Source organism: Providencia alcalifaciens, assembly GCF_020271745.1.
Taxonomy (GTDB): Bacteria; Pseudomonadota; Gammaproteobacteria; order Enterobacterales; family Enterobacteriaceae; genus Providencia; species Providencia alcalifaciens_B.
In genome coordinates, this window is sequence record NZ_CP084296.1 from 3,381,857 (window position 1) to 3,405,379 (window position 23,523).

Sequence of the window (23,523 nt, forward strand, 5' to 3'; positions counted from 1 at the left end):
GGATGTTCCGTAAAATACAGAATATTTTTAACTTGGGCGTGAAAGAATTACGAAGCTTAGGGCGCGATAAGGCAATGCTGGCGTTAATTATATTTGCGTTTACTGTCTCGATTTATTCATCTGCAACGGTAACGCCAGGTTCGCTGCATAATGCCCCGATAGCCATTGCTGATCAGGATAAATCTCAGCTTTCAAACCGTATCATTAATAGCTTCTATGAACCGTATTTCTTACCGCCTGCGGATATTGTGCCGAATGAAATAGATGGCTTACTGGATAGAGGTGCCTACACGTTTGCAATTGATATTCCCCCAAACTTTCAAAAGGATGTACTTGCAGGACGTCACCCTCAATTACAAGTTAATATCGATGCAACGCGCATGAGCCAGGCTTTTTTAGGAAATAGCTACATCCAAAATATTACTTTAGGAGAAGTGAACGAGTTTTTGGCAAAATACCGTAGCCAAGGGCGTTTACCCGTTGATCTTGAAGTGCGTATGCGGTTCAACCCAAACTTAACGCAATCTTGGTTTGGCTCGGTGATGGCTATCATTAACAACATCACAATGTTATCGATTGTTCTCACTGGTGCAGCGCTGATCCGGGAACGTGAACATGGCACTGTCGAGCACTTAATGGTGATGCCGTTAACGCCTTTTGAAATCATGATGTCAAAGATTTGGTCGATGGGATTAGTGGTACTGATTGCCTCGGCAGTTTCACTGTTGCTGGTGGTGAAAACCTTGCTGCAAGTACCGATTGAAGGGTCGATATTGCTGTTTATGTGTGGGGTTGCGCTCAGCCTGTTTGCCACCACATCGATAGGGATTTTTATGGGGACGATTGCGCGCTCAATGCCACAATTTGGTCTATTGATGATCTTAGTGTTATTACCATTAAACATGCTTTCTGGGGGGATGACAGCCCGTGAAAGTATGCCGCAACTGGTGCAAGACATCATGCTAACCATGCCGACAACCCACTTTGTTAGCCTAGCACAAGCCATTTTATATCGTGGTGCAGGATTCCAAATTGTGTGGCCGCAGTTTGTTATTTTGGTGGTCATTGGTAGCGTATTTTTCAGCTTTGCATTAATGCGCTTTCGCAAAACTATCGCCACGATGGCATAGCTTTTATTGCATTAGGTCGCATCACATCATATCGGACTATTTTTCACAAAACGCTTGCAGATTTTATCTGCAAGCGCTCTAATGCTGTGCCTATCAATTTTTAATTAATGATTAGATTTTGCCTATCAAATCGATAGCAACGACTGATTGGATTAAGTCTCTGCGAAACAGTAACTTAATAGTCAACCAAACAGGAGGACATCAAATGTCATTAATTAATACTCAAATCAAACCTTTTTCTAATCAAGCTTTTAAAGACGGCAAATTTATCGAAGTAACAGAGAAAGATGTTGCGGGTAAATGGAGCGTTTTCTTCTTCTATCCAGCGGACTTCACTTTCGTTTGCCCAACTGAATTAGGCGACATTGCTGACCATTACGCTGAATTCCAAAAAATGGGCGTAGATATCTACTCTGTATCGACTGACACCCACTTTACTCACAAAGCATGGCACGAAAGCTCTGAAACCATCGGTAAAATCAAATACGCGATGATCGGCGACCCAACAGGTGCTCTGACTCGTAACTTCGAAAACATGCGTGAAAACGAAGGTCTGGCTGACCGTGGTACATTCGTTGTTGACCCACAAGGTATCATCCAAGCTATCGAAATCACTGCGGAAGGCATTGGCCGTGACGCTGCTGACTTACTGCGTAAAGTTAAAGCTGCTCAATATGTTGCAAGCCACCCAGGTGAAGTTTGCCCAGCTAAATGGAAAGAAGGTGAAGCAACACTGTCTCCATCTTTAGATTTAGTCGGCAAAATCTAATCGATAACCCTCGATAAGAATATTGCAAAATAAGCCACGTTGCAGGTACTAAACACAATTAAGTAAAAGCCTGCAACGGGCTATTCGACGGGTATATGTACCCGATTTTATGACCAAGGGGATTACATGCTCGATAATAATTTACAGGCTCAATTAAAAGCCTATCTGGAAAGATTAACTAAACCCGTAGAGTTAGTGTCGAATTTAGATGACAGCGCAAAATCAATTGAAATAAAACAATTACTTGAACAAATTGCGTCGCTGTCTGACAAGGTGACTGTCCGTGAAGAGCACGATGCTGCACAAAGAACACCTTCATTTTTAATCACCAACCCAGGGACTCATATTGGCGTGCGTTTTGCAGGCTCACCATTAGGCCATGAATTTACCTCTTTAGTGCTGGCACTCCTGCAAGTGGGTGGTCATCCATCCAAAGAAGCACAAGAATTGTTGGATCAAGTGAAAGGGCTCGAAGGCGACTTTAACTTTGAAACTTACTATTCATTATCTTGCCATAACTGCCCTGACGTCGTGCAGGCGCTGAACTTAATGGCAGTATTGAATCCGAACATCAGCCATACGGCGATTGATGGTGCGCTGTTCCAAAACGAAATTGACGAACGCAACATCATGGGTGTTCCCGCTGTTTTCTTAAACGGCAAAGAATTTGGTCAAGGCCGCATGACATTAAGCGAAATCGTGAGCAAGGTGGATACCAATGCTGACGCGCGTGCGGCAAAAGCGATTAGCGAACGTGACCCATTTGAAGTTCTGATCATCGGTAGTGGTCCTGCGGGTGCATCCGCTGCGGTTTATACTGCGCGTAAAGGTATTCGTACTGGTGTTATTGGTGAGCGTTTCGGTGGGCAAGTCATGGATACCGTTGATATCGAAAACTATATTTCGGTATTAAAAACTGAAGGCGCAATTTTAGCTGGTGCTCTGAAAAATCATGTAGATAGCTACAAAGTGGATGTGATTGATGGTCAATCAGTGACTAAACTTATCCCTGCTGAAGAAATGGGCGGATATCATCAAATCGAAACCGCATCAGGCGGTGTGATGAAGGCGCGCAGTATCATTATCGCCACTGGTGCACGCTGGAGAAACATGGGTGTTCCGGGCGAACAAGAGTACCGCACAAAAGGGGTAACATTCTGTCCTCACTGTGATGGCCCACTGTTTAAAGGCAAGCGTGTTGCGGTAATCGGTGGCGGTAACTCCGGTATCGAAGCGGCTATCGATTTAGCAGGTATTGTTGAGCATGTGACGGTATTGGAATTCGCGTCAGAATTGAAAGCGGACTCCGTGTTACAAGCTAAAGCCCGTAGCATGAGCAATATCGATATTATTTTGAATGCACAAACCCTTGAAGTTAAAGGTGATGGTAGCAAAATGACCAGCTTAGAGTACAAAGACCGCACTGATGAAAGCGTGCACTCTTTGGAAGTGGCAGGTGCGTTTGTTCAAATCGGTTTATTACCAAATACCAATTGGTTAGGCGATACTGTTGCTCGCAACCGTATGGGTGAAATTGAAGTCGATGCTCGTAACGAAACCAGCGTGAAGGGTGTATTCGCTGCTGGCGACTGTACAACCGTGCCTTACAAACAAATTATCATTTCCGCCGGAGAGGGGGCCAAAGCCGCATTGAGCGCATTTGACTACCTTATCCGCACAAGTACCAGAACCGCTGAATAGCTCATAGTTTAGCGGGTTGTAGCCAAAAGGCACTCGGGGGCGAGTGCCTTTTTTTTGTGCGTCTAAGAATCAAGATAAAAAAGATAGTTCCATTAAGAAGAGTACCAATCACTTCACCCACACATCGATAACTCTCGCAACCACTGGCAGTAACTGCGTCAATATCACGCTGCCCACAAACCATAGGATGATTTTATTGGCGCTGGCGGCTAAAGCTTCTTTGGTGGAATAGTTGGATTTAATCACGGCGATATTGGTTTTAACTTCATGCAGATCATTTTTCATTTTATTGACCTCTTTTTCTAAGCTATTTAACTTTGAATCCATATTGTTTCCCCCATGAAGTGCCCTCTGGTGATGCGGTTTAAATGAATCATCGCTGTAAGAAACGAATAACATGAAAGGGGCTTGTTTTTCTCGGAATTGATTCGCCATTGCGTTTCTCCTCAATCCTTTAACTGAACGCGCTCATCCATTAATTGCGTTTTGAGCAAACGAATGGGCATAAAAATCGGTGTATGGGTAGGAGGGTATTTTGATGAAGAGAGAGAGTCAAAAAATAGTGTAAAGATAGCGCTGAAGTTACTCCTAAAAACGTTGAGTTGCTAGCTAAAGCCCTGTGGAGCAGGGCTCTTTATCAGTGTAGGCAGAATCAATCAATCGGTTGTTAAAGTACGAAATTAATGAATATCTTCGTGACTACGGTACACCAAAGAAAGCTCTGGATGATGCCATAAGCTAGCAGGGGTGACGGTCGTGCGCTCCCAAGGAATAGAACCAATAAACCACAGTTTCCAGAATTTTAATTTGGCATTCGGATTTTTTGTTAATAATTCTTGGAAAGTTTCGATTTCACCAATGCGAATAGATAAGGCGGACTGGTAAATATCGAATACAAATTTTGAGCAAAATTGGCGTGATGAATCGTATTTAAACCCGGTGTGATAAAACTTATTTAATCGTGGAAAAACTTGTGTCACTAACGCCTGTTTTTGTGCCTCGGTTAAATGTGTGGATAAGCGGCGCACACTGTAACGATGCTCAGATGAGCGGGCAATAAAACGGGATAATGTGGTAGTGCTCGATAAAGGAATGCGGCTTTCTGCCACTAAATAATCGTCACCATCATGGCCGATGATCATGCCCACATGGTTACTCCAACACTTTGAGGCAGAAGCGATTTGGCGAAAAACTTCAGTCCCAATACTAGTGAAAACAATGTCACCGATTTCCAGTTCATAGGGGTAATTAATTTTTGTCATAGTACACCTCAATAGGGTGAAAAGTTACATTGAGGTCATCTTATAAGTCGCCCAATATCGGCGGCAATCAGAATTGCGGCGAATATCATTTCTGTTTAACTTGGGTATATTTTCAGCAATGCATCACGTAGTAATTGAATATTCTGGACGATCTCGAGCTCGGTATGGGCGGCATATCCAAATAGAATGGCATCATTATTTTGGCTGTTAATACAATAACGAGATAACGGCTGCGCACCAAAACCAAGGTCATGGCACTGCTCTAAGATAATCTCTAAGTTATAGCCTTTTTTTACCCAACAGACGGTATGGATCCCTGAATCATTCATTTGTGCATCAAAAATGTGGGGGAGATATTGATTGATGGATTGGCAAAAAACAGATTGGCGTTCATAGCAAATTTTGCGGATCTTACGAATATGTCTCGCGTAATGACCTTCTTGAATAAACTGCGCTAAGGCGGCTTGCTCTAAATAGCTACAATGACTGTCACTGTAGTATTTCATCATCGTAAAAGCTTCACTCAGATTTTCTGGCACAATTAAAAATCCAAGGCGAAAACCGGGATACATCATTTTAGAAAATGTACCAGCATAAATAACACGTTGATGATTATCCAGCCCTTGCAAGGCTTGAATCGGTTTGGATAAAAAACGAAATTCGCTGTTGTAATCATCCTCAAATATCCAAGCATTATTTTGTTGCGCCCAATCTAATAATGCGAGGCGGCGGGGTAAGCTTAAGGTTGTTCCAAGTGGAAATTGATGAGATGGCGTGGTGTAAATCAGTTTGGCATCACTATGATGTGCGGCAGCGTATTCAATATTCATTCCTTCATTATCGAAAGGGATCGGTGAGACATTGGCACCGGCGGCGGTTAAAATAGCACGAGCACTGTCATAACCTGGGTCATCGAGCCAAACCGTATCATTTTGTTTTAATAAGACTTTTGCCACCAAATTTATCGCCTGTTGGGTTCCATTGACGATAATAATTTGTTTTTCATGACAATGAACGCCTCGGGTTGAACGCACATAATCAACCAATAATTTTTTGAGCGGTATATAACCATCAGGGTGATTATAGTGCGTGATATCATGTTTGGATTTTCGCCAAACTCGCCCTAATAACCGCCCCCAAAGGTCATGGGGAAACTGATCAACACAGCCAACGCCAATATTAAATATTGAGCGCTTATTGGTATTGGGGCGTGACTGTGCCCAAAGTGGTTGAAGGTTATCCAACATGGGGTTCAGATGAAGTGCAGGATTTTCTTGTTGGAAAGCAGCTTGATTGGTGGTTATTGTACGAACTAACTCATCAGGAATTTGTGCAGAAACATACGTTCCAGAGCCTTGCTTTGAATATAAATAGCCTTCATCTATTAGGCGTTCAAATCCCGCAATTACTGAATTACGAGAAATTGACATCATTTCAGCTAGCGCCCGAGTCGAAGGCAATTTTAGGCCAGTAGCAATTCGGCCATCCAATATTGCATTACGGATCGTATGGTAAACCCCTTCATTAATTCGACCTTGCTCAATTAATAACAATGGGAACTGAGCTTGCTGCTTTCGTCTCATAAGTGGATCCTAAATAAATAACAAAAGTGTATCTTATAGAGTACCAGATAGCTCTGTACTATAACCTCATTCAGTTATATGTCTACAAATGGAAGGGTTATTATGAATAATGCGGAACTACCGGTGTCTATTGAGTTTGTTTCCCTTGAGCACTACCCAGAATGGTTAGTTTATTGGTTGGAATATCAAAAGTTTTATCATGTGGATTTAAGCGAAGAAATCACATTAACAGCATGGGCGCGTTTCTTTGATGAAAAAGAGCCGATGCACTGTGCTGTAGCGTTAGAAGGGGGCAAAGTGGTTGGTTTTGTTAACTATCTTTACCACCGTTCCACTTGGGCAGAAAATGATTTTTGTTATTTAGAAGATCTTTATGTGACCCCTGAAGTTCGCGGTCGCCATGTGGGGAAACAGTTAATTGAGTTTGTTCAGCAACAAGCGCAACAGAAACAATGTGGACGTTTATATTGGCACACACAAGAAACCAATTTACGCGGACAAAAGCTATACAATTGGGTCGCAGAAAAACCGGGTGTTATTGAGTATAGAATGCCACTATGATGAGTAATTAATAAAATAAAGACCCGCTGTTTGATGGCAGCGGGATATTTATGCAGGAAATCTTAATTAGATAATTGTGCTCGTACTTCCATTAATGCAAAGCCCAATAAGTTTAAGCCTTTCCACGTGAGAGGATTTTCAATATTCTCCGCATCTTCCGCTAAACCAATTCCCCATATTTTATCGACAGGGCTAGCTTCCACAAGGACACGCTCATTTGTTGCCAACAAGAACTGCTTGAGTGCATCATTTTGAGAAAATTTGGCTAAATTAGCGTTTATAACAATATCAAATCGGTTTGTATCCCAAATATCTTGCTTAAAGCCACGAACTTCTCGTCCAAAAGCTTTTGCTGCACCAGGATTCGGAGCATGGATAATTTTTTGCAGGATTTCACTATCACCAAATAAACGCGCTTTTTCTGCCATCATAAAATGTTCGGCACTGGCGAAACGGTTACCATCAACGATAAACGGGGCGGGATACCATTGGCTAAAACAGCTTTTTGTAACTTGCTGTTGTTTGGTTTGATGCCCCCAGAAAAAGACATACTTAAATTTCTTACCCGTTCGGTAGAGCTTACAAAGATTTTTTATATCCATAGGACTAACTTGAAAAATAATAATTAGATTTAGTGAGAGTAACGATAAATAAATGTATTGGCTATCGGAATAACCTACACTGTATTTTTGAATAAAGCTCACACTCTGGAAAGGTATTTATCTGCATCGCTTTTTTTAACTAACATCTCATTGATTTTAACGATATAGTCACATTTATCAATTCATAATGGTTTGAAAAAAAAGAATTTCTTAATCATGGAAAAGATTTTACTCGTGTTGTGGCCGTTGTTTGCTCTCATCGCAATGGGTTTTGTTTTACGTAGAACAGCACTATTTTCTGCCGATTTTTGGCCTAGCGCAGAAAAACTCAATTACTTTATTTTATTCCCTGCATTATTAATAAATAGTTTAGCGAATGCGCCACTCAATAATCCCAAATTACCCTATCTTGCCTGCGCCATTTTTTTCATCCTTGCTGTAAGTTCACTGCTTGTCGTGGTAAATAAATATTTATTTAAAATACCCATTCCACGATTTGGGGCTCACATTCAAGGGATTATTCGTTTTAATACTTATTTAGGATTGGCGATTGTTGCCGATCTTTTTGGTTCAGAAGGAATTGCGATTTCAGCTGTGATTATGGCGATTTTAGTTCCTAGCTGTAATGTCATTGCGGTATTGTCGTTAAGTGCAGGAAAGAAAGTTTCACTGAAGCAGCTGGTCATGCCTATTGCTAAAAATCCATTGATTATTTCTTGTTTCATCGGAATTTTATTAAACTTATTACCGATAGGTTTACCATTTGGGTCTGACCAATTTTTAAAATTATTGGCCGCAGCCAGTTTGCCTTTAGGATTAATTTGTATTGGTGGGGCACTACAAACAGCAACGCTCAGGAAAGAGTTTAAACCTATTATGGTTTCAACATTATTTCGCTTGCTTGCTATGCCAGTTCTAGCTTCTTTTACAGCTTATTTATTTGAATTACCAACATTAGAAAGTGTGCTTTTAGTCATCTTTTTCTCTATACCTACTGCACCAACGTCCTATATTTTAACTAAGCAGCTTAATGGTGATAGCCAATTAATGGCAGGGATCATTACTTTCCAAACTATTCTTGCCGTTATTACATTACCACTAGTTTTAACACTAATTACTCAATAATATTGTTTTTATATAAAAAAGCAGCATCGTAATAATTATGATGCTGCTTTCTACGACTAAGTGAAGTTAGAGATGCAATTATTTAACCAGTTTACAATCACGACCTTTGTCATCAGAAACACGGTTGTTAACAGCATCATCTTCAGAAATAGTGGCTAAGTTTAAGCCTGCTTTGCTGCTCCATAGTTGAAAGTTTTCACCAACATAGCGAGCGCCACTCGCGGCTTCTTTGCTTTTCAGTAAAATCAATTCATCGCTGTAAAGCATCACTGCTGTATCTTGATTAGGAAAAGAAACTTTAATTTTTTGTCCATCACAGTTATAGGTTTGTGTTTTAGCTGCGAATGCAGATGAAGATGCAGCTAAAATTGATAATGCAGTAATAGAAGAAACTAAAAGTGTTTTTTTCATTGGGTTTCCTTAATACCTTTTAAGTATTTATACCAGCGTTCATAAACATTGAAGCTATAAGCTAGAGCATCATAATATTACGTTTAAATATACATTGCATAAACATTTAGTCACTACTTGATGAAATTTAATAATGTTCTTAATTCGGGTTTAATCTGTTTCATAAATAAAAATGTAAATACTTTAGATATTTTCATATTAAATTAATTCCGGGATTCGCAATAGGTGAAATAGTTAAATCACAAGTAGAATAAACTAAGATTTTAACTTATTAAATTCTCAAGAGTTAAATGCAATTTCTTGTGAGTGATCGATGAATAACATACACTGAAGGCGTAAATTTTACGTCATTTGATAAGGAGTTAAGCGTGTCTTTGGAACAATGCCGAAAATATGAAAATCTTTCTATAGAAGAGACAATCGAAACACTCTCATTACTCTATTCAAATGCCATTGAAGCCTTGAGAAATGCTATTGCAACCTACGTTGATAAAGGAACGTTACCCGATGCTAACGCCCGAAAAAATGGGTTGTTTGCCTACCCTGAGTTGTGCGTAACTTGGGAGGGAAAGGTTGACCATTGTGAAAAAACGCGAGCTTATGCCCGTTTTGTGAAACGGGGAGATTACAGTATTACAGTGACCCAACCTGACCTGTTTCGAGCTTACCTCGTTGAGCAATTAACTATTTTTCAGCAAGACTATGACGTATCTTTTGCAGTTCGTCCGTCTAAAACTGAAATTCCATATCCATTTGTTATTGATGGCTCAGATTTAATTCTTGATAGAAGTATGAGTAGCAGTTTGGCTGCGCATTTTCCTATCACAGATCTCTCTCATATCAGTGATGATATTACGGATGGTTTATATCATGTGACGGATGATATGCCATTGTCCCACTTTGATGCACTGCGCGTAGATTTCTCTTTAGCACGGTTAAAACATTATACAGGAACACCGCCTGAGCATGTTCAGCCTTATATTTTGTTTACCAACTATAACCGCTATGTTGATGAGTTTGTGAATTGGGCCTGTGAGCAAATTCGTGATCCAGACAGCCGTTATATCGCGTTATCTTGTGTAGGACATAACTATTTAACCGCTGAAAATGCCGATCCTCAATTTGCCACATCCGATTTAACGTGGAAAAAATTCCAAATGCCTGCATATCATCTGATTGCACGTGATGGCGCAGGAATTACATTAGTGAATATTGGTGTGGGTCCAGCAAACGCAAAAAATATTTGTGATCATTTAGCGGTATTGCGTCCTCACACTTGGTTAATGATTGGTCACTGTGGCGGACTGCGTGAAAGTCAAAAAATTGGTGACTATGTTTTAGCTCATGCCTATTTACGTGACGATCATATTTTAGATGATGTATTACCACCAGATATTCCTATTCCAAGTATTGCTGAAGTTCAGCGGGCGCTATATGACGCAACTAAGCAGGTGAGTAATATGCCTGGTGAGCTAGTTAAACAGCGTTTACGTACGGGAACAGTGGTCACAACGGATGACCGTAACTGGGAATTAAGATTTTTTGCAACCGCACGCAGATTCAGCCTTAGTCGAGCCGTTGCTGTGGATATGGAAAGTGCCACAATTGCCGCACAAGGTTACCGTTTCCGTGTCCCATATGGCACATTACTTTGCGTGTCTGATAAACCGATTCACGGGGAAATCAAACTGCCGGGACAAGCGAATAGTTTTTATGAAGGCGCAATATCGGAGCATCTACAAATTGGGATCCGTGCCATCGACCTGCTACGACAAGAAGGTGATAAGCTACACTCCCGAAAATTAAGAACATTCGACGAGCCGCCATTTAGATAATCTAGAGGAGGGGAATACGTGATCCCTAAACTTGAAACAGATAGATTAATTTTAGCAAAACATGAGGTGAGTGATTTTTCAGCGCTTTCTCAGTTATGGGGACAACGCTCAATGGTTCAACATATTGGCGGTGTTCCTTCAACGGAGCGTGAATCATGGATGCGCATGCTTGCATATGGCGGGCTTTGGCCTCTACTCGGGTTTGGCTATTGGGCGGTGAGAGAAAAAGCGACAGGAAATTATGTGGGAGACCTTGGGTTTGCCGATTTTCACCGCATTGTTGAACCTCACGTTAAAGGTATTCCTGAAGCGGGATGGGTCATTGCGCCTGAATATCAAGGCAAAGGTTACGCGACGGAGGCGATGCAAGCTGCATTGTCTTGGTTAATTACGCAGCAGAAATACCAAGAAAGTATCTGCTTTATAGGGCCCCAAAATATACCTTCACTGCGTGTCGCTGAAAAGTTAGGGTATATACAAGATAAAGAAGTATTTATGAACGGCAGTATCTCGGTATTATTACGTAAAAATCTGATTCAATTGTAATTATCCCACTTTTGATAACGGTCAATCCTATTCTTATTTATAGAATAGGATTGACCCTCTCAGTAGACGCTTAAAATTATTTGGTCGATTTTAAGAACACGATGTCTAGCCATTTTCTTGCGTTCGAAAAACCTATTTTTGAGCTTCATGAAAAAATTGAAGCATTTTACCGTAAGCGGATAGACTGGCGTAAAAAGACTGTGTGGTGGTCGATGCCATGCAACCCGTTTTAGCTAAATCACCACTAATGGCTCGTTCCGTCGTGAATTTTTAAATGCATATTTATTTGAATCATTGAGCTAAGTCCGAGAATTAGCGTGATTTTGGCAGTAAGATTATAACCAAAATCGAACTCATGACAGTTTAAATCACCTCCCGCCAGAGGCGATCACTCTAATTTGGTGTGTCTTAATGAATGGAGTGTGGACATCTACAATTGTGAAATTCTTAATTAATGAATTGATAATTAATGATTATTTATTTACTTATTTGTTTATTTTATTGATGCCAAAATAATAACTCCAAATAGGTGTATTTCTCATTTTTTTGTAACTTCTTGATATTAGTTTATAAAAAATGTTTATTTTAGGTGAAAGTTTTGTTTTTTTATTTAATCGCAAATGATAATGCTAACATTGGCGTATCAAAATCTGATTGATTAAAGTTTTCATAAATAACCAACCAAACTTAATTATTTGGTATGTAAAGTGATTTAATAATTTTTATAAACTGTAACATTATGGCATGTAAGGAAAAGTACGAGATGTGAGGGTTTGCTTTTAAGTTCTAGCTCTTTATAATTGAACTCACTTAGCCAATCAGGTACGAATGTTTTATATATTTATTTAATTTCTAATTACTAATTAATATTTGGTAATTGGTGATTATTTTTATTTTTTTTTGTGTAAATTGCTAATTTAGTATTTAAAGAAAATGAAATCAACAATAAGCACGAAAATTGTAATGAGAAAACTTCTATTTTCTGTGGATTTTTCATTAAAAAAACAGAAAAAATGAAATGACTGACACTGAACTAGTAAATGAATAAAATGTTTTACAACAACAGATATCTCAATATGAATGAGATATTAATAAGGTCTCAGTGGGTAGGTTAGTTAATTTATCAATATCATTGAACTTTCTATTTTAGAAAGTACTTAAACATTTTTACTTGAGATGGGAAAATCAAATTCTGATGACGTATCAATGTTAAAAAAATTGATATCGGCTTCCGATACTGTCTACTTTTATTAATTATAGTAGAGAAATATTTTCTAGTAATAGAAATAAATCAAGTTGTTTATTTATAATTCATTGAGGAATATATGAAGAAGTTATTTTTATTAGCATTAGTTTCTAGTGCTATGAGCACCTCTGTAATTGCTGCGGATATGGGCCACGGAAAAGTAAATTTTAAAGGTGCCATTATTGATGCGCCATGTTCTATTTCACCAGATTCGATTGATCAAACTGTTGAGCTTGGACAAATATCAAACATGGCGTTAGTGGATGGCGGTAAGTCTAGTCCACAAAATTTTGATATTGCTTTAGAGAATTGCGATATCACTGCATTAAACAAAGGTGTTCAATTAACATTTAGTGGTGCAGCGGCTTCATTTGATAATACAAATAAAACATTAGGTATCGTGGGTACTGGTGCAGGAGCAGGCGTACAAATTACGAATGGTAGCGGGAATATCATTACTTTAGGTACACCAACACCATTCCAAAATATTCAAGATGGTAATAATACTCTGCGTTTTTCTGCGTATTTAATGGGTAATGGCGGTGATATTAAAACTATCACTGCGGGTGAATTTAGCTCAGTAGCTGACTTTACGCTGTCATACGAATAATTAATGTTTAATAGCCAGTAAAAAAGGATATTTTGCTGGTTTATTTCAAATGGAAGCCTGCGTAGAAGAGGAAGCAATGAAATATTTAACGGCCAGTAAGCTGCTTTTATGGAGTCTTAGTATATATGTCCTCATAAATATTTCCCCTGCAAATGCGTTAAGCTCGGTAAAGATGACTGGCAGTATCATTGAAACGGCCTGCGCTATTGATGTAGGAAGTCGTGACCAAACCATTAATATGGGAAGCCTCTCTCTAAGTGATATCCGTCGAGATGGACAAGGGCCAGTACATCCGTTTGTTATTAAGTTAGTTAATTGTGTTCTTGAGCGTCAAAACCCGAATAAACCTAATTGGCAATACTTTAGAGTCACTTTTGATGGTGCACATCAAAGCGGATTATTTAGTGTGAATGGACAAGCCAAAGGTGTCGGACTACAAATTCAGCGTAATGACGACGGAACAATTATTGTTCCAGGACAGGCTCTGTCTGATCAAATTTTGACGAAAGGCTCCCGTGATTTAGCTTACAGCTTAAGGTTGGTTGCTAATCATTCTCCATTAGTTTCAGGACAGTATTACAGCCAATTACGCTTTAAATTGGATTATGAATAATCGAATAATTGATTTTATATCTAAAAATCAATACTTGGTTTTGCATGAAAATTAAAAGCTAAATGATTTTATTAATAAAAAAAGAAATAAGAAGGTCGAGATGATGGCCCTAGGTTATATTCATATGCCGTTGTTACGGATAAGCCGTCCTCGGTTGATGGGACTCCTTGTTGCTTTGTCCTTATTAAGTTGTAACAGCTACGCTGAGCAGATTGAATTTAATACGGATATTTTAGATGTCAATGACCGTGCAAATATTGATTTAGCCCAGTTTTCACGTCCGGGCTTTTTAATGCCAGGTGAATATCGTTTTTCTATTTTTATAAATAAACATCAATTACCTGAACAAAACGTATTTTATTACGTACCCGACGATAAGCCAGATGAAAGTATTGCCTGTTTAAGCCCTACGTTAATTGAACAACTGGCGCTTAAACCCGATTTATTGTCAACCTTAAAATGGTGGCATGATGGCATGTGTTTATCACTGGACAGCTTACCGGGTACGGAAGTCAAAGGGGATTTAGCTGCTTCTGCTTTATATATCAATTTACCTCAAGCGTATTTGGAATATACAGACGAAAACTGGGATCCGCCTGCACGTTGGGAGGATGGGTTACCCGGTGCTATTTTTGATTATAACCTCAATGCACAGGTTGGTCAGCAAACTCGTAGCGAGCAGCGAACAAATGCCAATGTCAGTGGTAATGGTGTTGCGGGTGTGAACTTAGGTGTGTGGCGTATGCGTGCAGATTGGCAAATGCGTTTAGACAAGCAGCAAGGCCAAGGCACGGTGAGTTCATTGGATTGGAGTCGATATTATGTCTATCGTGCAATTAAATCTCTCGGGGCAAAACTCACCTTAGGTGAAGATTATTTAGCCTCAGATATTTTTGACAGCTTTCGCTTTACGGGGCTTAGCCTGATCACTGACATCAATATGTTACCGCCTAATTTACGGGGATATGCCCCCGAAATAACGGGGGTAGCCCAAAGTAATGCTACCGTTATCGTGAGCCAGCAAGACCGTATTATTTATCAAACACAAGTTGCAGCCGGTCCTTTTCGTATTCAAGACTTAAATGATGCACTCTCCGGTGAGATTAATGTTGAAGTTAAAGAACAAGATGGGTCGACTCAAAAGTTTACGGTGAATACAGCCAGTGTTCCTTACCTCACTCGCCCAGGGCAATTACGTTATAAGCTTGCCGCTGGACGCCCAACAGATTGGCGCCACCAGGTGAGTGGTGAAACATTTGCGAGTGGTGAGTTTTCGTGGGGAGTGAATAATGGTTGGTCACTATATGGTGGCGGTATTGCAGCCGAGAATTACGCTTCCGCTGCAGTCGGTATCGGCCGAGATCTGATGATGTTTGGCGCGCTCTCTTTTGATATCACCCATGCGCGCTCGCGGTTAAAAGGGTTAACTGAAATCGGCGATAAAACGTATCAGGGTAATTCATATCGTTTGAGTTATTCGAAGCGATTTGATGCCTACAATAGCCAAGTGACGTTTGCGGGATATCGTTTTGCTGAGCAAGGTTTTATGAGTATGTCTGAGTACTTAAATGCGCAGTCCATGGGGGCCCGTCAGTATAACAGTAAGGAAATGTATACCGTTTCCTATAACCAACAATTTCCGGAGTTAGGGCTCAGTGCTTATGTAAATTATTACCATCAAACCTACTGGGATCAGCCTGATAATGATCGTTATAGCCTGTCTTTAGCTCGCTATTTTGATATCGGAAAATGGAAAAATCTAAGTGTTAACTTGACCGCTTATCGAAATAGTTATCGGCAGACTAATGATGATGGCGCCTATCTTTCCCTTTCATTACCTTGGGGGGATAGAGGCTCGATTAGCATGAACAGCAGTTGGGATAAGAGTGATAATTCTCAACGGATCAGTTATTACGACCGATTAGATGAGCGTAGTAACTATCAATTAAGCACCGGATGGTCTCGTTCTGGTGGATTAATGAGTGGTTATTACACGCATCAAGCTGATTTAGCGCAAATCAATGCAAATGCCACTTATCAGCAAGATAGATATCGTTCGGCTGGCTTATCACTTCAAGGTGGTTTTACGGCGATAAAGCAAGGTGTTGCGATGCATCGTAGTAATCAGTTAGGTGGGACTCGAATTTTTGTCGATACCGATAGTGTTCCTGATATCCCATTACGAGGTCATGGCTCAACTATCCGAACAAACTATTTGGGGCAGGCCGTATTAACAGACGTGAACAGTTATTACCGTAATCAGGTCAGGGTAGATTTAAATACATTACCTGATGAGGCTCAGGTATCACAATCGATTAAGCAAGGTACCTTAACAGAAGGCGCGATTGGTTACCGAAAGTTCGATGTTGTCGCTGGACACAGTGCAATGGCCTTGTTGCGTTTATCTGATAATAGTGTTCCTCCATTTGGTGCACAAGTTTTCAATACAAAAGGCCAACAAGTAGGAATGGTGGGGGATGATGGGAATACGTATTTAACTGGGCTCAACCCTAACGATAGGTTGCAAGTTCGTTGGGATGATAAAGCACAATGCGAAATCACCTTGCCTAAAATATTACCGCAGAGCGACACGTTGTTAACGAATTGGTTATTACCGTGCCATGCGACTGGCATCTTACCTCTCGAGCAGACACAGACGGTCGCTGAATAGAATACGGTAAGTTTACCATCATTATCTATGCCTCATTCATCAATGTTTGGGGCATCGAATAAATCAGGTTTGGTCAGCTCACCGAGCTGGTGAAGAAAATAAAAAATGACATGATTGAAGAGGGTTATTCCTTCTTAATACTAAGGTAAAAGAATATGTTACAGAGTAATAAAATCAATAAAAGAAATCATCATCCTATAGCCCCTTTTTTGGTTGGAGCCATGTTGATATCTGCGACATTGTCGTCCGCGCAAGCCGCAGTCGCTTTAGATCGCACCCGTGCAATTATGACAGGTGAAGATAAATCCATTAGTTTAAATATTAGTAATGAAAATAAGCAATTACCTTATTTAGCACAAGGCTGGATTGAAAATGCCCAAGGTGAAAAAATCACTGAACCCTTTACGGTATTACCTCCCGTTCAGCGTATTGAGCCTGGCGCTAAAAGCCAAGTGAAAATTCAAGCATTGCCGAGTATCGCATCACTGCCGCAAGACAGGGAATCCGTTTATTATTTCAATTTGCGTGAAATTCCACCTAAGAGTGATAAACCCAACACACTTCAGCTGGCGTTGCAAACGCGAATTAAGTTGTTCTATCGTCCAAAAGCGATTATTCCAACTCGCCAACAGATGGAGAATCCATGGCAAGAAAAAATCACCCTCACTCGTCAAGGTGACCAATACAGTGTGGAGAATCCAACGCCATATTTTGTGACTATTGTTGATGCAGCTTCAGAGAAAGACGGAAAAACAGTCGCGGGATTTGAACCGTTGATGGTTGCCCCTAAAAGCAGTTTGTTAATGGGGGGAAGTGCAAAAGCCTTAGAAAGTAAGCCTGTTCTTACTTATATCAATGACTACGGTGGACGACCAACATTGACGTTTACTTGTCAAGATAATCACTGTCGTGTGGTATCAGATAAATAGTAACTTCAAACGAAATGGAGTTAAAGCCGATTTCAACGCAGGAGAGCATCATGAAAGAAGCCAATAAGATACCTCATTATATGATGGTGTACGGTTTAGGGTTGTGCTTACTCAGTAGCACAGCGCTCAGTACTGAACTCGACAAAGTGGATAACTGGGATGTCGATGGTGCTAATGGCACATTGTATGTACACGGGGCTTTAACGGAAAGTGCTTGTCGATTAGCAATGTCTTCAGCACATCAAACAGTTGAACTGGGGTCATTAGGCTCGGGGCAATTACAGAAAGCCGGTCAAACAGGTACCCCTGTCGCGGTACAGCTGCGTTTAGAAGATTGTTTAAGTGGTGAAAGTCGTAATCGTAATAAACTCGGAAACTTATTGTGGAGCCATGGTATGCCTGCGATGAAAATTCGTTTTTTGGCAGAGGCAGACAATCAAAACCCGCAATTAGCTGCTGTTACGGGGGCGAAAGGGATTGCATTGCAGTTGAGCAATGCTTCTTATAATCCCATTGCAATAGGGCAATACAGTACTCCTGAGCTAGTTTCTCCGGGACAGAATCAATTGACTTATTATATTACCCCGACCCGTACTACAGCAGGATTAAGTTCGGGAGCTTATCAGGCAATTATTCGGTTTCAGGTAAGTTATGATTAGGAGTCAATGATGTTATTAATGCAGCATATGGCCATAGGAATTAAAGGCCTTATTGTGTTCAGCTTTCTTTTTTTTAGCTCACTATTATTTGGCAGTTTATTCCAGGTCGTACGTGCCGATACAGCAAATCTGAATTTAACGTTGACCATTACGGTACCTCCACAGTGCACGTTTAGTAATGATAGCTTAATGCAAGTTGTGCGTTTTGGAGATGTACAACAAGGATTAATTGATGGGGTGAGTTATAAGCGAACCCCCATTGATACCGGATTATCTTGCAGTAACTTAGAAAAAAATGCGTTGAATATGGGGTTATCATGGGATTCCACAACTGTTAACGGCGTTTCTGCTATCAGGACAAACCGAACAAATTTAGGTATTACTATTTATCAGGATTCGACTCGCTTAAGTAACGGAGCATCAATTAACTTTACCCATGGTGAGTCTCCGAACTTGTATGCGGTACCGATAAAACCTAGCGGTGTAATGCTCAGTGATGCGGGAGCGTTCACTGGCACAATGACCGTGACGTTAAATTATCAATAAAAGCGGGGAGATCTCATGAATAATACTCTCTTTATTCGGTGCTTTATCGGCCTGATTTATTTGTTAAGTCCGGTATTATCACAAGCATTGGATGTCTATTTTACAGGAACACTGGTTGTTACACCGCCAGAGTGTACCGTGAATAGCGGTACGGTTGCGGATGTCAATTTTGGCGATATCCATGAAACACTGATTGACAATAGCAGCTATAAACGCACGCGGATTGATTACACCTTAAATTGTACGAATGTTTATAGCAATGCATTAAAAATGACGGTCAGTTGGAGCCCGATTACGCTCAATGGACAAAATGTCATTCGTACAAATAGGACTAATTTAGGGATCGCTGTTTATCAGGATTCTACTCGTTTAAGTAATGGTGATGTTGTTAATTTTACCTATGGTAGCAGTGAGCCTACGCTTTATGCGGTGCCAGTAAAACCCTCGGGAACGGTATTAACAGATGGCGGAGATTTCAATGGGACATTAACTTTTGTGGTGGATTACCGTTAAGGAGAACAAGATGAAATTTATTCACCGACAACAAGTAGTACTCTGTTTTTTCTGTGTAATAAGCAATCCATTTGCGCTGGGATTAGAGGCAAATCTTTACGGTAATTTAATTGTGACACCACCAGAATGTATTCTCAATAATAATAATCAAGCCGCAATTCATTTTGGTGATATTTTATTAACACGTATTGACGGTAATAACTACTCACAAACATTACCATTGAATCTATCGTGTACAGGATTAGCAAAAAATAATCTAACATTGACTTTAGAAGGTGATGGGACATCGTTTAATAGCGATGGTGCATTAAAAACAAGTAACAATAAATTAGGCGTTGCTTTTTATATCAATAATGTTCGACAAGCGATTAATCAGCCAGTGAATATTAATTATACGTCTTTGCCTTCTTTAAAAGCCGCGCCGATTAAAAATATGACCGCGGGGTTTAATGATACAGATGGTGGTAGTTTTACTGCGTTGGCGACATTAAAGGTGAACTATCAATGAAAAAATTACTGATAAGCACAAGTCAACGTTATTGTTATTTATGTAGTTTAGGGGGGCTATTCATGATGATGTCCTCATCAGTAGAAGCCAATTGGTCTTTTGATGGCACGCTAGTACTGCCTCCCGTTTGTGAATTAGGGCAAACTAATCCTATACGCGTTTCTTTTGGAAAGGTGGGGGTGCGTAAAGTGGATGGGAATCTATTTAAACAAGACATTCCGTATCAATTGAATTGTCAAGGTGACTTAAGTCAACCGTGGAATGTGACATTGACCTTCAGTGGGACACTTGCTGGTACGGGATTTGATAACGCGACATTACTAGCAAGTAGCCCTTTGAATAACGGAAAATTAGGTCTTCAAATTCAAAAGGATGGAATACCGTTAGAACTGAATAAAGCGTTTGCAATTGATAGTTCAAATCCACCAAGATTATCTGCGGTTCCAATTAAGCGCGCAGGAGCGGAACTGGTTGGTGATAATTTTACTGCGACTGGGACATTGACAATCGATTTTCAATGACACGATGAAAGGGAAATAAGAAAAATGCAAATACCATTACGTCAATTATGGCCTTTAGTCTTGTCACTCAGTTTAGTGGGCGCCCCATTTTGTGCACAGTCGGAAACCGTACAATTTGATGGAACGTTAGTTGAGGACGCTTGTGAAGTATACCCTGGTGATGAAAATATCGAATTGGATTTTGGCACCATTGTAGACAAATATCTGTACTTGAACACACGAACACACAGTCAGCCATTTACAATTCGGTTAATTAATTGTGATTTAGTGTTGGGTAAAGAAGTTCAAGTAACTTTTATGGGCACTGAAAGTGCAGCATTACCGGGGTTGTTAGCGCTTAATGCTGGGAGTCAAGCGAGTGGGATCGCTATTGGGCTAGAAACTGGAAATGGCACACCAATTTTATTGAATAAAGCAAAAAACTATATTCAGCAATTGCATACGGGGAATGGTAATAATCTCAACCTGAAAGCATATGTAGAGGGAGAGCCAACTCGCTTACTAACTAAAACAATAGGACGTGGAGCCTTTGAGGCGACCGCAACCTTTATGTTGGAGTATGAATAATATTAATGTGAATTGGAAACAGTTTTAGAGATTATTTTCGGTTTTATTAAGTTAACTTCCATTAAAAATGGGAGGATTAACGATGCATGTGAAGTTTATCCCAGGGATGAAAATATTGAATTAAATTTTGGGGCAGTGATGGATAACCCAAACGAATTGCTAACAAAAATTATTAAGTATAGTCAGTTTAGTATTATAAATATTTTTATTAGAGTACGAGTCGTTATTATTTAAAAATCATGACTAATGATAAATCATTTATTTTTAGACCCAAAAGGAGATAAGGAAAATTATGTAAAAATTTTCCTTATCTATTATTTTTCTATTTTACCCAATAATACCATTTGTGGTCCTCATGCCCCGATTTAATAAGTGGGGCATGGTGAGGGTGATATGTTGGCATTCGTAATCAGGTAAGGTATGACGCTGTTGGGCGAGCCATCGTTCGGGCCTTTCAGACTGCAAGCACTACACGCTGGATTATATTTCTCTTAAATGTCCCCAGTGCTGATTGAGTTACTGACTGAAAAACAACTAGGCTGACATTGCTATCAGCCTCTTGCCATAATGTTTACGAATATTATGGTGTTCTAAATTATTTATTTCCACGTAGGCGCAACGTTAAGCCTTTTAATAGGTAACGAAGTAGTTGGTCGCCACATTCACGATAATTTTTATGTTCTGGGTTACGGAAAATAGCACTTAATTCTGGTTTTGAAACTCGGAAATCAACAGACTGGTAAATTTCCAGTAAATCAACGTCTTTCAGTTCAAAGGCGACACGCAACTTTTTGAAAATAATATTGTTATTGATTCTATCTTCAACTTCTGGAGCTGGACGACTTTCATCTTTACCACGGCGATGATAAATCAATCCATTAAGAAAGTGACCAAGCACAAGGTCGCTACATTCAACATAGTCTGGATCGGTATCTTTCTTTAGCCAAAGGCTCATTTCTTCTTTTGTGACTGAAAAGTCTGCAAGTTTTACGATTTCAACCATCTGAGCATCGCTCAAATCCAACATATAACGAACACTTCGTAAAACGTAATTATTTAGCATGGGGTTAATTATCCAACGGATCGATTAAAAAAACAGGCTTCTATTAGCCATGAAACGTTATTATAAAGCAAAGGTGGCTACCGATGCTTTATAAATTATTGTTTAGCCCATAAAGTAAATAAGTCCAAAGAAAAAGGCTAATGTTAATCCGACGGTGATCAACATATTTTTCAGTAAGGATGCCGCCACAACACAAAATAGTGCTCCCCAAAGATAAGGATTATCAGGAAAACTACGTAATTCATGATTTTCTAATAAGATTACAGGAGCACAAATTGCGGTAAGCAAACAGGGGGCTGAATAACTGAGTGCTTGGCGTACAATTAATGGTAATCGTATTGGTAATTGGGGGATCAGAAAAATATAACGTAGGGAGAAAACGACAGCCGTTAAACTGATAATTAAAATCCAGATCATTTTTCTTCCCTTAATAAACGAGAGACACCTACAGAAACAAACATCCCACCAACACCGGCAATCACTATTGCACTACTGATCGAATACATTGATAGGGTAATCGCAGTAATTAATGAAAATAAAACACCGCAGGCGGTACTGATTTTTTTAGTGAGTGGAACGACGATAGCTAATAGCGTTGCGACTACTGAAAAATCTAAATGTAATTTGCTTAAATCACCCACTAAATTTGCCATCACAATGCCGCACAAGCTAGTCACTAACCATACAATATAAAAACTAAATCCGGCGCCAAATAAATAGGAAAAACTGAGAGGTTGACGTTTGGCTGCACTAATTGCGAATAGCTCATCAGTTAATAGAAAGCCAATGCTTACACGTTGTGGTGTCGTGAAATCTTTTACGTGAGGGCGCATGGTTAGCCCATATAAAAGATGTTGAGATGTAATAAAAAAAACAGAAATCACAATCGTAATATAGCCCGCCCCTGAATTGAGTAAACCTAGGGTGACTAATTGACCTGCGCCTGCAAAAACCATTGCAGACATTGCGATGCTTTGCCAAAAAGAAAGTCCTGTTTCAATGGCCATGGAGCCAGCAAGAACCCCCCATGGAATAACTGCAAGGTTTAAGGGTAATGTGTGGATGGCTCCATCCATCATTGTGCGCTGCCATGGCTTTGGTTGTTGGGACGACATTGATGTGCACCTGTATGTTGAAATGTCATTCATTGAATAAAAGTCTAAAAAGAGACAAGGTTGATTTAACTACAGGTATTTAGAGTACAAATCATTATTCGATACGCTGTAGGCATCCATTGTTATATCGTGAAATGTGAAATAAATCACTATCTCTACCTACAACCTTTCAATAGCATTAAAAACTTATTTTTTGTTCATTATTGAAGCTTCGTGTCATTTAAAGGATATTTTTAGTTGGCTTCTGATTAAGTGTTTTTATTTGAAGTTTTGTTTCAATTTAAGGTATTAAAATCAACATAAATAACTAGTTTAATGTCAAATTAATGGTTTTGTAGTTTGTATTTAAGGTGTTTGATGGTGGTATCTTTTATTAAAAATAAAAGCTGTGTATCATAGTATCTATTAAGCCAAAATGTGAATTAATTGTTATAACT

25 protein-coding genes are annotated in these 23,523 nt (G+C 39.7%); 17 read left to right on the forward strand and 8 right to left on the reverse strand.

Translation table 11 applies throughout. The features are described from left to right. Positions 1-2: 2 nt before the first annotated feature. The 3 genes from LDO51_RS15565 to ahpF all read left to right on the forward strand — a co-directional run bounded on the left by LDO51_RS15565 (position 3) and on the right by ahpF (position 3,600). On the forward strand, positions 3-1,130 hold the full coding sequence (locus tag LDO51_RS15565; protein WP_225575292.1) for an ABC transporter permease: 1,128 nt from the start codon (positions 3-5) through the stop codon (positions 1,128-1,130). A 205-nt stretch (positions 1,131-1,335) separates the two neighbouring features. Then, the gene (ahpC, locus tag LDO51_RS15570; RefSeq protein WP_006659869.1) at positions 1,336-1,899 is read left to right on the forward strand and encodes an alkyl hydroperoxide reductase subunit C; all 564 of its coding nucleotides are present in this window, start codon (positions 1,336-1,338) and stop codon (positions 1,897-1,899) included. Between the two features lie 126 nt (positions 1,900-2,025). Continuing rightward, a complete protein-coding gene (ahpF, locus tag LDO51_RS15575) occupies positions 2,026-3,600 on the forward strand; it encodes an alkyl hydroperoxide reductase subunit F (RefSeq protein WP_225575293.1) in 1,575 nt (524 codons plus the stop codon). Between the two features lie 108 nt (positions 3,601-3,708). Here the strand turns inward: ahpF and LDO51_RS19795 are convergent, their stop codons facing one another. From LDO51_RS19795 to LDO51_RS15590, 3 genes are all read right to left on the reverse strand, one after another. Further along, entirely contained in the window at positions 3,709-4,035 is a 327-nt protein-coding gene (locus LDO51_RS19795; protein ID WP_225575294.1) for a hypothetical protein, read from the reverse strand. A gap of 245 nt (positions 4,036-4,280) precedes the next feature. Continuing rightward, positions 4,281-4,862 carry a YebB family permuted papain-like enzyme gene (locus LDO51_RS15585; protein ID WP_225575295.1) on the reverse strand — a complete coding sequence of 194 codons (582 nt, stop codon included), beginning with the start codon at positions 4,860-4,862 and terminating at the stop codon, positions 4,281-4,283. Positions 4,863-4,957: 95 nt separating this feature from the next. Then, positions 4,958-6,445 carry a PLP-dependent aminotransferase family protein gene (locus LDO51_RS15590; RefSeq protein ID WP_225575296.1) on the reverse strand — a complete coding sequence of 496 codons (1,488 nt, stop codon included), beginning with the start codon at positions 6,443-6,445 and terminating at the stop codon, positions 4,958-4,960. Between the two features lie 102 nt (positions 6,446-6,547). Here LDO51_RS15590 and LDO51_RS15595 point away from each other — a divergent pair, with 102 nt between their 5' ends. Next, a complete protein-coding gene (locus LDO51_RS15595; protein WP_225575297.1) occupies positions 6,548-7,006 on the forward strand; it encodes a GNAT family N-acetyltransferase in 459 nt (152 codons plus the stop codon). A 62-nt stretch (positions 7,007-7,068) separates the two neighbouring features. On the opposite strand, the gene LDO51_RS15600 is transcribed toward LDO51_RS15595, so the two are convergent. Further along, the gene (locus LDO51_RS15600; RefSeq protein ID WP_225575298.1) at positions 7,069-7,608 is read right to left on the reverse strand and encodes an NADAR family protein; all 540 of its coding nucleotides are present in this window, start codon (positions 7,606-7,608) and stop codon (positions 7,069-7,071) included. Between the two features lie 216 nt (positions 7,609-7,824). Here LDO51_RS15600 and LDO51_RS15605 point away from each other — a divergent pair, with 216 nt between their 5' ends. Beyond that, positions 7,825-8,733 carry an AEC family transporter gene (locus LDO51_RS15605; RefSeq protein ID WP_225575299.1) on the forward strand — a complete coding sequence of 303 codons (909 nt, stop codon included), beginning with the start codon at positions 7,825-7,827 and terminating at the stop codon, positions 8,731-8,733. 78 nt (positions 8,734-8,811) lie between these two features. Here the strand turns inward: LDO51_RS15605 and LDO51_RS15610 are convergent, their stop codons facing one another. Next, entirely contained in the window at positions 8,812-9,144 is a 333-nt protein-coding gene (locus tag LDO51_RS15610) for an MliC family protein (protein WP_225575300.1), read from the reverse strand. A gap of 368 nt (positions 9,145-9,512) precedes the next feature. Between LDO51_RS15610 and LDO51_RS15615 the strand changes: the two genes are divergently transcribed. The 12 genes from LDO51_RS15615 to LDO51_RS15670 all read left to right on the forward strand — a co-directional run bounded on the left by LDO51_RS15615 (position 9,513) and on the right by LDO51_RS15670 (position 20,908). After that, positions 9,513-10,979, forward strand: coding sequence for an AMP nucleosidase (locus tag LDO51_RS15615; RefSeq protein ID WP_225575301.1), 1,467 nt, complete (start codon positions 9,513-9,515; stop codon positions 10,977-10,979). Positions 10,980-10,997: 18 nt separating this feature from the next. After that, positions 10,998-11,525 (forward strand): GNAT family N-acetyltransferase, encoded by a 528-nt coding sequence (locus LDO51_RS15620; protein WP_225575302.1) that lies wholly within the window; start codon positions 10,998-11,000, stop codon positions 11,523-11,525. Between the two features lie 1,325 nt (positions 11,526-12,850). Beyond that, positions 12,851-13,381: a fimbrial protein gene (locus tag LDO51_RS15625; protein WP_225575303.1), complete on the forward strand. Its 531-nt coding sequence runs from the start codon at positions 12,851-12,853 to the stop codon at positions 13,379-13,381. A 172-nt stretch (positions 13,382-13,553) separates the two neighbouring features. After that, a complete protein-coding gene (locus LDO51_RS15630; RefSeq protein WP_225575304.1) occupies positions 13,554-13,994 on the forward strand; it encodes a fimbrial protein in 441 nt (146 codons plus the stop codon). Between the two features lie 100 nt (positions 13,995-14,094). Beyond that, positions 14,095-16,665: an outer membrane usher protein gene (locus LDO51_RS15635; RefSeq protein WP_225575305.1), complete on the forward strand. Its 2,571-nt coding sequence runs from the start codon at positions 14,095-14,097 to the stop codon at positions 16,663-16,665. Between the two features lie 155 nt (positions 16,666-16,820). Next, the gene (locus LDO51_RS15640) at positions 16,821-17,594 is read left to right on the forward strand and encodes a fimbria/pilus periplasmic chaperone (RefSeq protein ID WP_423810942.1); all 774 of its coding nucleotides are present in this window, start codon (positions 16,821-16,823) and stop codon (positions 17,592-17,594) included. A 50-nt stretch (positions 17,595-17,644) separates the two neighbouring features. After that, positions 17,645-18,253: a fimbrial protein gene (locus LDO51_RS15645; RefSeq protein ID WP_225575306.1), complete on the forward strand. Its 609-nt coding sequence runs from the start codon at positions 17,645-17,647 to the stop codon at positions 18,251-18,253. Between the two features lie 6 nt (positions 18,254-18,259). Further along, positions 18,260-18,799: a fimbrial protein gene (locus tag LDO51_RS15650; RefSeq protein WP_225575307.1), complete on the forward strand. Its 540-nt coding sequence runs from the start codon at positions 18,260-18,262 to the stop codon at positions 18,797-18,799. A 15-nt stretch (positions 18,800-18,814) separates the two neighbouring features. Continuing rightward, positions 18,815-19,312: a fimbrial protein gene (locus tag LDO51_RS15655; protein ID WP_225575308.1), complete on the forward strand. Its 498-nt coding sequence runs from the start codon at positions 18,815-18,817 to the stop codon at positions 19,310-19,312. Between the two features lie 10 nt (positions 19,313-19,322). Beyond that, complete coding sequence (locus LDO51_RS15660) at positions 19,323-19,820, forward strand: fimbrial protein (protein WP_225575309.1); 498 nt, start codon at positions 19,323-19,325, stop codon at positions 19,818-19,820. A gap of 62 nt (positions 19,821-19,882) precedes the next feature. Continuing rightward, the gene (locus LDO51_RS15665) at positions 19,883-20,341 is read left to right on the forward strand and encodes a fimbrial protein (protein WP_336432171.1); all 459 of its coding nucleotides are present in this window, start codon (positions 19,883-19,885) and stop codon (positions 20,339-20,341) included. A 24-nt stretch (positions 20,342-20,365) separates the two neighbouring features. Then, positions 20,366-20,908, forward strand: a complete 543-nt coding sequence (locus LDO51_RS15670) for a fimbrial protein (protein ID WP_225575311.1) — start codon at positions 20,366-20,368, stop codon at positions 20,906-20,908. 595 nt (positions 20,909-21,503) lie between these two features. Here LDO51_RS15670 and LDO51_RS15675 read toward each other — a convergent pair. From LDO51_RS15675 to LDO51_RS15685, 3 genes are all read right to left on the reverse strand, one after another. After that, complete coding sequence (locus LDO51_RS15675) at positions 21,504-21,971, reverse strand: DUF1456 family protein (protein ID WP_036948092.1); 468 nt, start codon at positions 21,969-21,971, stop codon at positions 21,504-21,506. A gap of 102 nt (positions 21,972-22,073) precedes the next feature. Continuing rightward, positions 22,074-22,388: an AzlD domain-containing protein gene (locus tag LDO51_RS15680; RefSeq protein WP_225575312.1), complete on the reverse strand. Its 315-nt coding sequence runs from the start codon at positions 22,386-22,388 to the stop codon at positions 22,074-22,076. Next, positions 22,385-23,086, reverse strand: coding sequence for an AzlC family ABC transporter permease (locus LDO51_RS15685; protein ID WP_225575313.1), 702 nt, complete (start codon positions 23,084-23,086; stop codon positions 22,385-22,387). Before LDO51_RS15685 ends, LDO51_RS15680 begins: the two co-directional genes overlap by 4 nt. Positions 23,087-23,523 lie beyond the last annotated feature (437 nt).